General features: G+C 67.9%; 12 protein-coding genes and 1 pseudogene. 9 read left to right on the top strand and 4 right to left on the bottom strand.

Going from position 1 to position 14,534, the window contains the following annotated elements:
- The first annotated feature begins 58 nt into the window (after positions 1-58).
- Positions 59-1,105 carry a substrate-binding domain-containing protein gene (locus D3272_RS09610; protein WP_129218951.1) on the top strand — a complete coding sequence of 349 codons (1,047 nt, stop codon included), beginning with the start codon at positions 59-61 and terminating at the stop codon, positions 1,103-1,105.
- Between the two features lie 174 nt (positions 1,106-1,279).
- Positions 1,280-1,684, top strand: coding sequence for a MarR family winged helix-turn-helix transcriptional regulator (locus tag D3272_RS09605; RefSeq protein WP_129218950.1), 405 nt, complete (start codon positions 1,280-1,282; stop codon positions 1,682-1,684).
- A gap of 40 nt (positions 1,685-1,724) precedes the next feature.
- On the opposite strand, the gene D3272_RS09600 is transcribed toward D3272_RS09605, so the two are convergent.
- From D3272_RS09600 to D3272_RS27260, 4 genes are read right to left on the bottom strand one after another with little or no spacing between them, the layout of a single operon-like run.
- The gene (locus tag D3272_RS09600) at positions 1,725-3,128 is read right to left on the bottom strand and encodes an amidase (RefSeq protein ID WP_129218949.1); all 1,404 of its coding nucleotides are present in this window, start codon (positions 3,126-3,128) and stop codon (positions 1,725-1,727) included.
- A gap of 24 nt (positions 3,129-3,152) precedes the next feature.
- Positions 3,153-4,550 carry an amidase gene (locus D3272_RS09595; RefSeq protein ID WP_165361291.1) on the bottom strand — a complete coding sequence of 466 codons (1,398 nt, stop codon included), beginning with the start codon at positions 4,548-4,550 and terminating at the stop codon, positions 3,153-3,155.
- Positions 4,551-4,569: 19 nt separating this feature from the next.
- Positions 4,570-5,991 (bottom strand): amidase, encoded by a 1,422-nt coding sequence (locus D3272_RS09590; protein ID WP_129218947.1) that lies wholly within the window; start codon positions 5,989-5,991, stop codon positions 4,570-4,572.
- A complete protein-coding gene (locus D3272_RS27260) occupies positions 5,988-6,197 on the bottom strand; it encodes a hypothetical protein (RefSeq protein WP_165361290.1) in 210 nt (69 codons plus the stop codon). The genes D3272_RS09590 and D3272_RS27260 overlap by 4 nt, the downstream gene beginning before the upstream one ends.
- Between D3272_RS27260 and D3272_RS09585 the strand changes: the two genes are divergently transcribed.
- The 7 genes and pseudogenes from D3272_RS09585 (at position 6,196) to D3272_RS09555 (ending at position 14,523) form a co-directional block, all read left to right on the top strand.
- On the top strand, positions 6,196-8,124 hold the full coding sequence (locus D3272_RS09585) for an ABC transporter substrate-binding protein (protein WP_165361289.1): 1,929 nt from the start codon (positions 6,196-6,198) through the stop codon (positions 8,122-8,124). The two genes, D3272_RS27260 and D3272_RS09585, sit on opposite strands and share 2 nt — an antisense overlap.
- Before the next feature lie 67 nt (positions 8,125-8,191).
- Positions 8,192-9,148, top strand: coding sequence for an ABC transporter permease (locus D3272_RS09580; protein ID WP_129218945.1), 957 nt, complete (start codon positions 8,192-8,194; stop codon positions 9,146-9,148).
- A 13-nt stretch (positions 9,149-9,161) separates the two neighbouring features.
- The gene (locus D3272_RS09575; protein ID WP_129218944.1) at positions 9,162-10,067 is read left to right on the top strand and encodes an ABC transporter permease; all 906 of its coding nucleotides are present in this window, start codon (positions 9,162-9,164) and stop codon (positions 10,065-10,067) included.
- 92 nt (positions 10,068-10,159) lie between these two features.
- Entirely contained in the window at positions 10,160-11,173 is a 1,014-nt protein-coding gene (locus D3272_RS09570; protein ID WP_129219116.1) for an ABC transporter ATP-binding protein, read from the top strand.
- Positions 11,174-11,199: 26 nt separating this feature from the next.
- A complete protein-coding gene (locus D3272_RS09565) occupies positions 11,200-12,303 on the top strand; it encodes an ABC transporter ATP-binding protein (RefSeq protein ID WP_129219115.1) in 1,104 nt (367 codons plus the stop codon).
- Positions 12,304-12,519: 216 nt separating this feature from the next.
- A pseudogene (locus D3272_RS09560) lies at positions 12,520-12,828 on the top strand (acetamidase/formamidase family protein); the annotation flags it as partial.
- A gap of 6 nt (positions 12,829-12,834) precedes the next feature.
- Positions 12,835-14,523 carry an asparaginase domain-containing protein gene (locus D3272_RS09555; RefSeq protein WP_129218942.1) on the top strand — a complete coding sequence of 563 codons (1,689 nt, stop codon included), beginning with the start codon at positions 12,835-12,837 and terminating at the stop codon, positions 14,521-14,523.
- The last annotated feature ends 11 nt before the right edge of the window (positions 14,524-14,534 follow it).

Here is a 14,534-nt window from a genome sequence, read left to right as displayed (position 1 = left end):
GCTCGGCGTCGCGGCGGCAGCGGTCGGCCCACACCCTTTGGCCGGGAGAGGCGTGGTCATGAAGATCGGTTTGCTGCATCCGCGCAGCGGCATAGCGGGCATCTGGGCCCCCGCCATGGATGCCGCGGCGATCCTCGGTGCGGGCGAGATCAACGCCGCAGGGGGCATCCTGGGCGAGCGCGTGGAACTCGTCGTCGCCGATTGCGGCTTCGATCCCGAGGACGCGCTGGCGGCGGTCGACACGCTGGTCGACGTCGAAGGCTGCGGGGTGATCATCGGCGGACATCCAAGCAACCTGCGCGACTCGGTCAGCCAGCGCTTGGCCGGCAAAGTGCCGTACATCTACACACCCCAATACGAGGGCATCGCCTGCGGTCCCTCGACGATCGCGATCGGCAGTACGGACCACGAATTGATGGCGCCGTCCCTTCAATGGCTGAAGGACGTCAAGGGCGCGGACCGCATCTTCTTCGTCGGCAACGATTACATCTGGCCCCGGCTCGCCTTCCGCACCACACAGACCCTACTGGCACGTCAGGGTGGTCACATCGTGGGGCACGCCTTTCTGCCCAATCGTGCCGGACAGGACTTCGACATCCTCCAGGTCATCGCCAGGAGTGGCGCGCAGGTGGTCGTCCAGGCCCTGGTCGGCCAATGCGCGATCGACTTCAACCGCGCCTTCGCGGTGGCGGGCCTCGACGAGAGGATGCTGAGGTTCGGCCTCATCATCGACGAGACCGTGATGTGCGCGATCGGGGCCGACGCGTCGATCAACCTCTTCACCGCCGCCCACTACTTCGCCGGCCATCCGACGCGGTCGAATGACAGCTTCCTCGAGCGCTACCACGATGCCTTCGGGGAATGGGCACCGCCGGTTTCGGCCGCGAGCGTGTCGTTCTACGAGGGCCTGCACGTCCTGGCCGGGCTGGCGGGGGCGATCGGCAGCCGTAGTGGCCCGGATCTGGCGCGCCATCTCGGGGGACGCCTCTCCCGCCCGGCCGTTCGCACCCTGCTGGACGACAAGCCCGTGGGCCGCTCGCCGTCGATCTACCTCGGCCAAGCCGATGGCGTCCGGCTGGAAGTGATCGCCACGTTCACGACTTGATTCTTGCCGAATGGATTATTGCTAATCGCGAGACTGAGTGTTATCTGGCACGACCCGCCCGGCTTCGCCGAAAGGGCGGCGCGCGACGCTCCCTTTCGGGGCGCTGAACTTCGTGGAACCGACGTGACCTCCAAGACCAGGCGCCGCAAGGGGGACACCGCGGGACAGACCCGCATGACGGATCAGCTCGGCTACCTGATCGCCAGCCTGAACCGGCAGCTCGAAGCGGATCTCAGCGAGCGGTTGCGGCCCGGCGGCGTGCCGATCGAACGGTATAGGATCTTGGAGGTGCTCGATGCGGGTGAGCCGCGCTCCATGGGCGAGATTGCCGCGCAGGCCCTGATCGAGACCCCGACTCTGACAAAGATCGTCGATAAGATGACGATGGAAGGCCTCGTGTATCGCGCGCCCGATCCGAACGATCGCCGCCGCGTCATGGTCTTGACGGCGCCGGACGGCAAAGCCCTGTTCAAGCGCCTGCGCGGGGTTTCCACCGCACAGGAGCAACGCATCGTCGACAGGCTGGACTCGGATAAAGCCACGGAACTGCGAAGCCTTCTGCGCGAACTGCTCCAGTGAAGGCGAGGAGGGGCCGGACGCAGCGCCCCTCCGGCTCCCCTCAGGACACGGGGGGACGGCGGACGTGCCAGTCGGTCTCCTGCTGGTAGGCATGGGCGACGCGCAACAGCCGCCCCTCGGAGCCTGCTGGCCCCGCGAGCTGGAACGCGATCGGACGGCCGTCCCCGGAGAAGCCGCAGGGCAGCGTGACGGTCGGGGTCCCCGAGGCGTTGAACGGCGTCGTGAACTTGCCGATGATATTGAAGTCCTCGGCCACGGCCGCGCGCACCTCCGCCCAGGTCGGCGTCCCGGTGCGGAAGACCGGAACGACGATCATCTCGACCTCGTCGAAGAGCCGGGCCAGGGCACCGCGGAAAGTGGCGCGCGCGATGATGCCCTTGCCGATCTCCAGGCTGGTGGCCGAGCGCCCGGCCTCCATGCCCTTGCTGATCCAGGCGCCGTAGCGGTCGGCCTGGGATGGATAGGTCGCCTCGTGATGCACCGCCATCTCGGCCATGGTCATGACCATCGTATAGCGGAGCAGCGTGTCGACCGCCGGAAAGGCGACGGTCCGAAGATCGGCGCCGATGGTCTCGAGAACGCCGACGGCGTCTTCCATGCAGCGGAGCGTCGCGGGTTCGAGGTCGGTCCCGGCATAGTCCCAATCGATCCCGATTCGAGCACCCCGCGCGCCGGAAACGCCCGCCAACCCGGCGAGGTAGTCGGGGACCGGGCTCGACAGGGATGTCGTGTCCTCAGGGTCCCAACCCGCCAAGCATTGCAGCATGGCGGCGGCATCGGCGGCCGAGCGGGCCATGGGACCGAGGTGATCGAAGGTTGCCGCGAGATCGAAGATGCCGTGTCGACTGATCCGGCCCCAGGTCGGCTTCACGCCGGTCAGCCCGTTGCAGGCCGCCGGGAACCGGATAGAGCCGCCCGTATCGGAGCCGATGGCGGCATAGGTCAGCCCGGCCGCCGTCGCGATCCCCGATCCCGACGAGGACACACCGGTCCATAGGTCGCTCTTCCAGGGGTTCACGGGCTCGGGCAAGTCCGGGTGGTGCTCGATGGTGGCCCCCTCGGTCATGTGCAGCTTGCCGAGCAGAACCGCGCCGGCCTGGGCCAGGCGACTCACGACGGTCGCGTCATGGTCGGGCACGAAATCGGCATGGATCGTCATGCCGCCCGTCGTACGGATGCCTTTGGTGAAGCAGAGGTCCTTCACCGCCACCGGGATGCCGTGCATCGGGCCCCGGTAGCGGCCCGCCACGATCTCGGCCTCGGCGGCCCTCGCCTGCCGCATCGCCAGGTCTTCCGTGACGGTCGTGAAGCTCCCGAGCTTCGGGTCGAGGCGTGCGATGCGGTCGAGGATCGTCCGCGTGACCTCGACGGGCGAGATTCTCCGGTCCGCGATGTGGTGCGCGACCGTGATGAGCGGCTGGTAGTGGAGCTCGTCGAGAGACATCGTGGGGGAAACTCCGTGTCATGATCAGAAACCGGGAGGCCGGCGCATGTGCCAGTCGGTGACCTGCTGGACGGCATGCGCGGCCCTGAGCAGCAGGGGCTCGGACAGGTGCGGGCCGATGAGCTGAACGCCGATCGGCAGCCCGATCGCGGAGGCGCCGCAGGGCATCGTCACGCTCGGGCTGCCGCTGACGTTGAAGGGCGCCGTGAAGGCCAGGAAGCGCGGCAGGTCGGTCAGTTGCTCCGCCATCGCGTCGTAGCGGGTCCCGACCGTGGGGGTGACGGGTGACACCAGGGCGTCGACGCCGGAGAACATCCGTGCGACCTCGCCCTTGAAGCGGTCTCGGGTGATGTAGGCCGACGCGAGCGCAATGGGATCCGCCGACAGCCCGCGCGAGACCGCGCCGGCGAGTTCCGGGCCGAAGAGCGTCGCGTCGGCCGCATAGGCGGGTCTGTGAAACCGCGCGCATTCCGCCTCCATGATGGCGATCTGGGCCGCGGTCGCGTCGGCCCGGTCGGGCACCGTCACCGGGACGATGGTGGCGTCGAGATCCTCCAGCACCGCGAGGGCGGCGCGGATGGCCGCGATCGTCTCGCCATCGACGCCCGTCTCGAGGTAGGCCTCGTCGAGCCCGATCCTGAGCCCGCGCGCCCCGAAGGCGCCGCGTAGGCCGCCGAGATGGTCCGGGACTGGTACCGCGAGGCTCGTCGGGTCCAGGGGGTCGAAGCCCGCCAGGACGTCGAAGAGCGCCGCGGCATCGGCCGCGCTGCGCGCCATCGGCCCGATCGTGTCGAGAGAATCCGCCAGCGGGAACACGCCGTGGCGGCTGGTGCGGCCCCAGGTCGGCTTCAGTCCCGTGACGCCGTTGGCGGCGGAGGGGAACCGGATCGAGCCGCCCGTGTCGGTACCGAGGCTGCCGAAGCAGAGCCCGGCTGCCGTCGCGGCGCCCGAACCCGACGAGGAGCCGCCCGGCCAGTAATCCGCATTCCAAGGATTGAGGCACGGGCCGAAGGCGGGATGATGTCCCCCGAAGGCGCCCTCGTGCAGATGGAGCCGGCCCAGGATCACGGCGCCGGCCTGTCGGAGCCGTCGCACCAGGGTCGCGTCCCGTTGGCCCACCACGGTCCGATAGGCCAGGGAGCCGAAGGTCGAGGGCGTGCCGCGCGTGTGGAACAGGTCCTTGATGGCGATGGGCACGCCGTGGAGCGGGCCGCGGTGCAGGCCTGCGCGGATCTCGCGCAGCGCCGCCTCGGCATCCGAGAGAGCGGCTTCGGCCGTGACGGCGAGGTAGCTGTTGAGGCGAGAATCGATGGCGGCGATCCGGGCCAGCATGGCCTCGGTGACGGCGACCGGCGACAGCGCGCCGGACGCGATCCCGGCACCAGTGTCGATCAGCGAGGCATAATGCGGTGTGTCCAGCATGGGCTCCGTCCTCCCGCGCTCAGCTGGCGGCCGGCAGCGCAAGCGGCGGGCGATGGCCGGAGACGCCGGCCGCCGCCTCGAAGGCCGAACCGATCCGCAGCACCGTCGCTTCGTCGAAGGGCCGTCCGACGATCTGGGCGCCGAGCGGCAGACCATCGGTGCCGAAGCCGATCGGAAGCGCCAGTGCCGGACTGCCGGTGACGTTGAAGGGGTTGGTCAGCATGCCGCCCCACCGCGCGGCGTCGGGGCCGAAATCCGAGAAAGGTGCCGCAGTCGACAGGCTGGTGGGCGTCAGCAGAGCGTCGTGGCTGCGCAAGGCCCCGCCGTGGACGGCATCGGTCAATTCGCGACGCAGGCGCTGGGCCTGGACGAGATCGGCCGCGGACAGGACCGCGCCCGACGCGATGCGTTGATAGGCATAGCGGCCATAAGCCATGGGACGGGTCTTGAGGTCCGTCTCGTGGATCGCATAGGCCTCGGCGAACATGATCACCTGGGCGCAGGCGTCGAAGAGCGCGAAGTCAGGGATGTCGACCTCGTCGACGACGGCGCCGAGATCGGCCAGCCGTTCGGCGGCGGCGTCGAGGGCTCGGGTGGCGTCCGGCGTCAGGAACGGATTGTCGATGTAGAAGCGGCGCGTGTAGCCGATGCGGAGCCCCTCGAGGCCTTGCCCGAGTGCCGCCGCGCAATCCGGGACGGCGATGTCGGCCGAAGCCGGGTCCAGCGGGTCATGACCCGCCACGACCTGCAAGGTCAGCGCAGCATCCTCGACGCTCCAGCTCAAGGGGCCGCAATGGTCCAGCGAATAGGCGAGCGGGAAGACTCCGCGGCGGGAGACCCGCCCATAGGTGGGCTTGAGCCCGACGGTGCCGCACAGGGCCGCCGGCCCCCGGATCGAGCCGCCCGTGTCGGACCCCATCGCCATGCGGACCATGCCGGCGGCGACCGCGGCCGCGGAGCCCGAAGACGAGCCGCCCGTGAAGTGGTTCAAGTTCCAGGGATTTCGGGCGGGCGGGAAGGGCAGGTCGAAGCTCGGTCCGCCGATGGCGAATTCGAAGGTGCCGAGCTTGCCGAGGAGCACCCCGCCTCCGGCCGCGAGCTTCTCCTCTACCGCGCAGTCGGCGGTCGGGACATGGTCGTGCAGCAGGCTAGAATGGCAGGTCGTGCGGATGCCGGCCGTCCCATAGATGTCCTTCAGCGCGTAGGGAATGCCCTGCAACGGACCTGCGTCGATCCCTCGCGCAAAGGCAGCGTCGGCCCGGGCCGCGTCCTCCCGGGCGCGCTCCGGAAGCGTCAGCACGAAGGCATGAAGCGCCGGGTTCAAGGCCGCGATCCGGTCGAGGGCCACCTCGGTCAGGGCGAGCGAGGTCACCTCGCCGGCGCGCAGGGCCCGGCCGGCGTCGGCGATCGAAAGCTCATGGAGCGGGCCGGCCAGGCTCATCGCGGCACCCGCTCGCCGAGCACCAGGATCGCGGCGGGCTCGGCGGCGACCGAGCGCGGGGCGCGAAGCCAATGCAGGACACCCAGCAGGCGCCGGGCGGCGGCGGCCGTTCCGGCCGCGCGATCGGCCGGCACCACGATGCCGGCGGCCCGGAACCGCTGGGCGATATCGTCGTCGGAAAGGTCTGTGGAGGGCGCACTCGGCATGCTGGAACCTGTCGCGTGGGAAGACACAGGCAGCCTAGGACCCGGTTTATTTGAAAACAAGAATTTTGAACGCGCAATAAAAAGTCAATCTGCCGCATTTCCGCGCGCAGCAGTCGCCGGCCCCTTGCCGAACCGCCTGTCTGGATCTGCCCGTGCCTCCGCACAGCCGACGGAATTTTTGGTCCGGATGTTTCCTTTTTCAAAGAAGGACTTGCGCGGCGGCGGGGCGTGCCGGCCGACACCGGCGCTCCAGTCCGGGCTTCATTGGCACGCGGTTTGCGGAGCACCTCCCAGACAATGGCCGATGGGCATGTCGGATCGCGAGAGTGAGCACATGATCTCAGCGCGTTTTACGAAATCCGTGACGCTGGCCGCCCTGACGGCCCTTGCCCTGCACGTGGGTTCGGGCCGAGCATCGGCGGAATCGGTCCTGCGGGTCGCCATGACGGCGGCCGACATCCCCGATTACACCGGGGCGCCCGACCAAGGCTACGAGGGCTATCGCTTCGCCGGATACACGATCTACGACGCGCTGGCCCTGTGGGACCTGTCGAGTTCCGACAAGGCCGCGGGCATCACGCCCGGCCTCGCCACGAGTTGGACCGTCGACCCCCAGAACAACAAGCGCTGGATCTACAAGCTCCGCCAGGGCGTGACGTTCCATGACGGGTGCGCCTGGAATGCGGATTCGGCCATCTGGAATTTCGCCCGCGTGATGGACCCCAAATCGTCCGGGTACAATCCACGCCACGTCGGCCAGATGGGCACATACGTGGTCAACGTGGCCAGTGTCGACAAGATCGACGACTACACCATCGCAATCAATACCAAGATGCCGAGTTCGCTGTTTCCCTACGAAATGGCGATGTACTACATGATCTCAAATTGTGCCGTGCAGAAAGCCGGCAACGACTACAACTTGTACGCACAGCATCCGTCCGGCACGGGTCCTTACAAGTTCGACAAGGTCGTTCCCCACGAGCGGTTGGAGCTCGTCAAGAACGATCGATACTGGAACCCGCAGCGCATCCCGAAGCAGGACCGCCTAGTGCTGCTGCCGATGCCCGAGGCGTCGACCCGCGCCGCCGCGCTGCTGTCCGGTCAGGTCGACTTCGTCGAGGCCCCTTCGCCCGACACCATCCCGCGCCTGAAAGCGGCGGGGATGAACATCGTCATGGTGCCCTACCCCCATAACTGGGATTATCTGCTGCGGGCAGACGTGCCGCCGTTCAACGACATCCGCGTGCGCCAAGCCGCCAATTACGCCATGAACCGGCAGGACATGGTGGACATGCTCCAGGGCGTGGCCGTGGCGGCCGACGAGACGCTGATCAAGACCCAGCCCTGGTACGGCAAGCCGGTCGCCTACGATTACGATCCCGAGAAGGCCAAGGCGCTGCTGACCGAGGCCAAATGCATGCCCTGCACCATCAAGGTCGGCATATCGACGTCGGGGTCGGGACAGATGCAGCCGTTACCGATGAACGAGTTGGTGAAAGAGCAGCTCGAAGCCGTGGGCTTCAAGGTCAATCTCGAGCCGATGGACTGGAACGCCCTGATCGGAGTGTTCCTGGCCGGATCGAAGAAGTCCGACTACAACGCCATCAACTTCTCCATGGCGCCGATCGACCCCGTCCAGGGCATCCTGAAGAAGTGGATGACCGACTACGCACCGCCGGCCTGCTGCAATTGGGGTGCCTTCACCGATCCCAAGATCGACAAGCTGGGCGCCGAAGCCCTGGGTGAATTCGACGAAGGCAAGCGCAACGCTCTTCTGACGAAGATGAACGAACAGGCCGTCGCCGACGCTTCGGAACTCTACATCGTGCACGACCTCAACCCGCGTGCCCTATCCCCGAAACTGTCGGGGTTCGTCCAGGCGCAGAGCTGGTTCCAGGACCTGACACCCATCGTGGTTCATCCCTGAACCGGGACCCGGCAGGCCTTCCCCGGCGGGAGGCCTCGAGCCCCAAAACCGAGACTGGAGAGGCCCGATGTGGCTTTACGCGGCCCGGCGCATCGTCCTGACAATCCCGATCCTTCTGGGTGTCACGATCATCTGCTTCGCCCTGGTGCAGATCGCCCCGGGCGACCCGATCCAGAACCTGCTGTCGCCGACCGCCAGTGCGGCCGACGCGGCACGGCTGAGGGCCGCCTACGGGCTCGATCAGCCGCTCGTGGTCCAGTACGTCATCTGGCTCGGCAAGGTCCTGGTCGGCAATCTCGGCCTGTCGATCGCCAACAACGCCCCGGTGGCTGGACAAGTCCTTCACGCCTTCCTCAACACCCTGGTGATCGCCCTCATCTCGGTGGTGCTGGCCTTCGTGGTGTCGACGATCTTCGGCGTCCTGGCGGCCTACCGCTCCGGCAGGCTCGCCGACCGGGTCATCACGGCCGTGGCGGTCTTCGGCATCAGCGTGCCGCCCTTCTGGCTGGGCGTGATCCTCGTCATCCTCTTCGCCGTCAACCTGTCCTGGTTGCCCGCGACCGGCATGGGGGCAAGCGGTTCGGAGAGTTTCGATTACTTGCACTGGGACGACTTCAAGTTCGCCATCATGCCCATCGTCGCGCTGGCTCTGCCGCCCCTCGGCATCATGACCCGCACGACCCGCGCCGCCGTGGCCGAGATCCTGAACCAGGACTTTGTGCAGACGCTGCGGGCCAAGGGCCTCAGCGAGCGCGCCGTCATCGTCCACGCCCTCCGCAACATCCTGCCCCAGGCCGTGGCCATGCTGGGGCTTCAGCTCGGCTACCTCATCGGCGGCTCGGTGCTGGTCGAGACCGTCTTCACCTGGCCCGGCACCGGTTACCTGCTGAACAAGGCCGTGCTGACCCGCGACATCCCGCTTCTGCAGGGCACTATCCTGGTCCTCGCCACGGCCTTCGTGCTGATCAACCTCGCGGTCGATCTCGTCCAGTCGACGATCGATCCCCGCATCAAGCGCAGCTGATCGAGAGCCGCCGATGACCGACGCCATCGTTCCATCCCGTTCGCCGGCCGCTACGCACCTGCCTGCCGCGCCGCAACGCGTCCGCGGCTACTGGGGGAGCGTCTGGAGGCGGCTGCGCTACGACTACGTCACGCTGTTCTGCCTCGTCCTCATCCTGATCATCGTGGCCTCGGCGGTCTTCGCGCCCGAACTCGCCCCCTTGGACCCCTATAAGTCCAGCATGGCGCATCGGCTGAAGCCGATCGGCTACCGCAACTATCTGCTCGGCACCGACGAGCAGGGACGCGACATGCTGAGCCGGTTGCTCTTCGGCGGCCGCGTGTCGCTCTCCATGGGCATCCTGCCCGTGGTCCTGGCGACGGCCATCGGGGGCCTCTTCGGGGTCCTGGCGGGCTATTACGGTGGCAAGGTCAACACCGTCATCATGCGCACCATGGACGTGTTCTTCGCCTTTCCCTCGGTGCTGCTCGCCGTGGCGATCTCCGGCAGCCTCGGGGGCGGCATCGTCAACCAGCTCCTGACCCTGACGATCGTGCTGATCCCGCCGCTATGCCGCGTCGCCGAGACCGCCACCGCCCAGGTCCGAACCATGGATTTCGTCGACGCCGCCCGTGCCACCGGCGCCTCGACGCTGTCGATCCTGTTCACCCATGTCATCATCAACGTGATGTCACCGGTGGTGGTCTATGCCTCCACCCTGGTCTCGGTCTCCATCATCCTAGCGTCGGGGCTGTCCTTTTTGGGGCTCGGCGTGTCGCCGCCGACGGCGGATTGGGGGCTGATGCTCTCGACGCTACGCCAATCGATCTACGTCCAGCCCTGGGTGAGCGCGATTCCGGGCATCGCCATCCTGGTCACCTCCATCGCGTTCAACCTCGTGAGCGACGGCTTGCGCCAGGCCATGGACGTCAGGTCCTGAGGGAGTTCGCCGTCGTGATCCATCCCATCGCCGTCGCGGGAGGCTCCCACCCGTCCCCCGATCCACGGGACCGTGGCGGTCCTGCCCAGCCCATGCTGATCGTGCAGGGCCTGAAGAAGTCATTCCCGATCCGGGCCGGCCTGCTGAACCGCACGGTCGCCGAGGTGAGGGCCGTCGACGACGTGTCCTTCGTCGTGGTGAAGGGCGAGACGCTCGGCATCGTGGGCGAGTCGGGCTGCGGGAAGTCCACGCTCGCCCGGTTGCTGATGCATTTGATCCCCAAGGATGCGGGACAACTCGTGCTCGACGGAGATCCCGTAGGCGAAGCGCGCGGCGTCATGCTCGACGAGTTGCGCCGGTCGCTCCAGATGGTGTTCCAGGACAGCGCCTCGTCGCTGAACCCGCGCCTGCCGATCGAGCAATCGATCGCCTACGGGCCCCGGGTCCAGGGTGCCTCGGGCAGCAGCGCCAAAGCGCAGGCCCGCTCTCTCATGGAGAAAGTCGGGCTCAACCCCAGCCTCTTCGGGCAGCGGTATCCGCACGAGCTGTCGGGCGGTCAGAAGCAACGCGTCAACATCGCTCGCGCGCTCGCACTGGACCCGCGCCTCTTGATCCTCGACGAGGCCGTGTCGGCCCTCGACAAATCCGTCGAAGCGCAGGTGCTGAATCTGCTCGGCGTGCTGAAGAGGCAGTTGAATCTAACTTACATCTTTATCTCACACGACCTGCACGTGGTCCGATACATCTCGGACCGTGTCCTCGTCATGTACCTCGGCCAAGTGGTGGAGATCGGCCCGGTGGACGCGATCTACGACGACCCGAAACACCCCTATACCCAGGCGCTGCTCGCCTGTCGGCTCAGCATGGACCCAGAGGCCCGCGTCGAGGCGGCTCCGCTCGCCGGGGACCCACCGAGCCCCGTGAGCCCGCCTCCGGGGTGCCGGTTCCACACGCGCTGCCCCTTCGTCGAAGAGATCTGCAAGACCGCAGCTCCGGTGCTGGGAGACGTGCTGGCGCTGGCGCCGGAGCGACATCTCGCGGCCTGCCACATGGTCCAGCCAGGGTCCGGGCACAGCCGGGCTCCCGACCGGGTCGGCGTCCATTGACGAACGAGGGACATCCCGTGAACGACATGTCGCCCCCCGCTGTCGCGGCCGTGCCCCGGCCCGAGCCCTTCGTGCGCGTCGAGGACCTGCGGGTGACCTTCGTCAGCCGGGACGCGACCGTTCGGGCGGTGAACGGGATCTCGTTCGATCTCGAGCGGGGCAAGGTCCTGTGCGTGATCGGTGAATCGGGCTCCGGCAAATCCGTGATGATGCGCTCACTCCTGCGCCTGCACCCGAAGGGCCGCACCGTCATCGAGGGCGGGATGCGAGTCGGCGAACACGACATCGCCAGCATCGGCGATCGGACCATGACGAAGCTGCGCGGCTCCCTCGTGTCCATGGTGTTCCAAGAGCCCATGACGGCGCTCGACCCACTCTATACCGTGGGCGAGCAGATCGCCGAAACCGTCCGGCGCCACGAGAAGGTCAGCCGCGAGGCGGCCTGGGCGCGCGCGCTGGAACTGCTGGAACTCGTGCGCGTGCCTTCGCCCGAGCGGCGGCTCAAAGCCTATCCGCACGAACTGTCGGGCGGATTGCGCCAGCGCATCGTCATCGCCATGGCGCTCTCGTGCCGCCCGAGCCTGCTCCTCGCCGACGAGCCCACGACGGCCCTCGACGCTTCGGTGCAGATCCAGATCCTGGTGCTGCTCCGCAGGATCCAGCGCGAGATGGGCATGGCGATGATCTTCGTCACGCACGACCTCGGTGTGGCGGCGCAGATCGCCGACGAGGTGGCGGTCATGTACGCGGGCCGCATCATCGAATACGGCGACGCACGCGACGTGCTGGTCGCCCCGAAGCACCCCTACACCAGGGCGATGCTGGCCTCGACCGCCAAGGACCAAGGCCGCGACCACCCCCTCGAAGCCATAGCGGGTAGCCCGCCCGATCTCCGGGCCCTGCCGGACGGATGCAGCTTCGCGCCCCGCTGTGCTCACGCTGGGCCGGACTGCACCCGCGCCGTTCCGGCTCCGGTGACGGACCTGCGCCGTCACATGGCGCGCTGCGTGCGGACCCGGCTCAAGGCCGGCCTTCTGACCTTCGACCCGGGCGTGGCCGGCGACCCGGCGGTGCGCGAGGGCATCGACCTTGCCGCCCGGTCCTCGCCGGCGCACTGCGCCTCCGCCTGATCGCGGGAGCCCGCCCGTACCAGACCCTGATACCATCCGGAGACAAGCGACGTGGCCCACCATCACCTCCAACACGGGATCGAGACCTGTCACCGGGAATACTTCGACGCAACACTGCCGCCCAACCTGCGCGCCGCCAGTGGCGACACGGTCACGATCGATACCGTGACGGGAAGCCCCGACGTCGTGCCCGACCCCACCGCCTTCCACGTGCCCTGCATCACCGCCATCGAGACGGCGCTGCGCGGCAGCTTCGAATTCATCGTGCGCGACGATCTCGCCTTCACGTATCCCCGTGCCGAGACTCCCACCCACCACGTCACCATGGGCGTGGATCCGGACCTCGACCGATGCGCCGTCAAGGCAGTCCGGGAGACGATCGCGCTCATCGGCGAGACGAACGGCCTGTCGCATGCGGACGCCTACATGCTCTGCAGCCTCGCGGGCGACCTCCACATCACCCAGACGGTGAACGGCTCCAAGGGCGTCCACATGATGATGGACAAGAAAAATCTGAGGATGTGACGCGATATGTCGAAGGTCCGCATCGCCCACCTCGCGGGACCCACCGCGACGATCCAGAACACCCCGCCGCTCGTCACGTCCAACAAGGCGCGCCGGCGCCGGGGGTTGGCGCCGCTGACGGCCGAGGACGGCAGCGCGCTCGCCTTCGACTCCCTGCGGGCTCAACGGCTGGCGGCGCCCGTGACGGTCTATGTCGAGCAGTTCTCGGCCCATCCACTCGAAGCCGATGCGGCCGAACTCTACGGGCCGCCGGACGGTTTCATCGGGTCGGACGGGCAATTCCGTGGCGAGCGCGCGAGCGAGGCCGACAAGCCCGTCTACGCGGTCGAGCTATCGCCCGAGGACGGCCTCTACCCTCTCCCCTACATGGCTCTGCAGCGGGACGGTGCGCCCTGGGAGGAGGAGACGACCAGCCCGGGCAGCGAAACCACCCGGCAGGGCTTCTATCCCGACGGGTCGCGCAGCTTCGAGGAGATCGACCGGCTTTCGATCGGGGCTGATGGCAAGGTCAACCTCATCGGCGGGCGGGCGCTGGTCGATTTCTATCGCGTAGCGCCGCCTGGAGGGTTCACCAAGGGGCTTCCGGCGGGCCTCAGGGCCGACAACGGCGAGGGCGATATCCTGCCCGAGCGTCACGGCCAGGATTTCTTCGCCTACAAGCCCCACCATCTCGCCAAGGCACCGCCGCGGCCGCTGCTCGCCAAGATCACCAACGATGTCCAAGCCATCCTGGCGTCGGGCCGGTACGACGGCGCGATCTGGACCCAAGGCAGTCCCCAGATCGAGGAGACCGCCTACTGGTTCAACCTCCTGATCGACACGAACCTGCCGATCGCGTGCAACGCCGCCCAGCGCCCGCAGGGCCAGATCAGCAACGACGGTCCAGCCAACATCGTGGATTCCGTCGCGTTCATCGAATCCGGCATCTGGCGGGACGGCCAGGGCGGCAACCGCGCCGGCACCGTCGTGATCCAGGAGCAGCAGTTCTTCGCCGCCCGCGAGGTCGCCAAGGTCGACGCACGGCCGGGCGGCTACGTGGCGACGGGCGGACATGGCGGCATCCTGGGCCAGGTGACTCACACGGGCGCGCCCTATCTCATGTATGTCCCGGCCTATCGCCACACGGCGAATTCGGCCGTCAACATCACCCGGCTGCCCTCGCGCGTCGAGGCCACGCGGCTCGTCGAGGGGCGCATCGCGCGGCTGCCTGTCGCCGTGAAGGACGAGAGGGGCCGCCTCCTGCCCGGCGCCATCCCGCTCGTGTCCATCGTCAAGGACGGCTGCTATGTCGCCGACGGCTTTGGTGATGATCCCGCCGACGAGCCCGACCTCGACCTCCTGATCCGCCACCGGCTCGACAGCGGCCGTCTGTGCGGCTTCGTGATCGAGGGACTGGTCCCCTACGGCTCCGCGACGTCGCACCTGCGCGGCGCGATGCTGAAGCGCGCGGTCCACGGCGGCCTGCCGGTCGTGCGCGTGGGGCGGGGCTACCCGGAAGGCTTCGCCGATCCCGATCCTTGGACGATCGCGGGCCTCAACCTCACCTCCACGAAGGCCCGCCTGCTGCTCATGGCCTGCCTCATGCGGTTCGGCAGCCTCTCGACCCCGGCCGATCCGGACGCCCCGACGGCCTCCGAAACCGCGGCCCTGAGATCCGCCATCGCCGAGTATCAGCATGTCTTCGACACTCACTGACGCGCGGGCTG

This window comes from Lichenibacterium ramalinae, from assembly GCF_004137085.1.
GTDB classification, from domain to species: domain Bacteria; phylum Pseudomonadota; class Alphaproteobacteria; order Rhizobiales; family Beijerinckiaceae; genus Lichenihabitans; species Lichenihabitans ramalinae.
The sequence above is the reverse complement of the archived record's forward strand: the minus strand, read 5'-3'. Positions and strand labels throughout refer to the sequence as shown.

Coding starts and splice junctions, on each gene's coding strand:
- D3272_RS09570 (WP_129219116.1), top strand. CDS start 10,160: ATGCTGATCGTGCAGGGCCTGAAGAAGTCATTCCCGATCCGGGCCGGC.
- D3272_RS09575 (WP_129218944.1), top strand. CDS start 9,162: ATGACCGACGCCATCGTTCCATCCCGTTCGCCGGCCGCTACGCACCTG.
- D3272_RS09585 (WP_165361289.1), top strand. CDS start 6,196: ATGCTGGAACCTGTCGCGTGGGAAGACACAGGCAGCCTAGGACCCGGT.
- D3272_RS27260 (WP_165361290.1), bottom strand. CDS start 6,197: ATGCCGAGTGCGCCCTCCACAGACCTTTCCGACGACGATATCGCCCAG.
- D3272_RS09610 (WP_129218951.1), top strand. CDS start 59: ATGAAGATCGGTTTGCTGCATCCGCGCAGCGGCATAGCGGGCATCTGG.
- D3272_RS09565 (WP_129219115.1), top strand. CDS start 11,200: ATGTCGCCCCCCGCTGTCGCGGCCGTGCCCCGGCCCGAGCCCTTCGTG.
- D3272_RS09600 (WP_129218949.1), bottom strand. CDS start 3,128: ATGTCTCTCGACGAGCTCCACTACCAGCCGCTCATCACGGTCGCGCAC.
- D3272_RS09590 (WP_129218947.1), bottom strand. CDS start 5,991: ATGAGCCTGGCCGGCCCGCTCCATGAGCTTTCGATCGCCGACGCCGGC.
- D3272_RS09555 (WP_129218942.1), top strand. CDS start 12,835: ATGTCGAAGGTCCGCATCGCCCACCTCGCGGGACCCACCGCGACGATC.
- D3272_RS09580 (WP_129218945.1), top strand. CDS start 8,192: ATGTGGCTTTACGCGGCCCGGCGCATCGTCCTGACAATCCCGATCCTT.
- D3272_RS09595 (WP_165361291.1), bottom strand. CDS start 4,550: ATGCTGGACACACCGCATTATGCCTCGCTGATCGACACTGGTGCCGGG.
- D3272_RS09605 (WP_129218950.1), top strand. CDS start 1,280: ATGACGGATCAGCTCGGCTACCTGATCGCCAGCCTGAACCGGCAGCTC.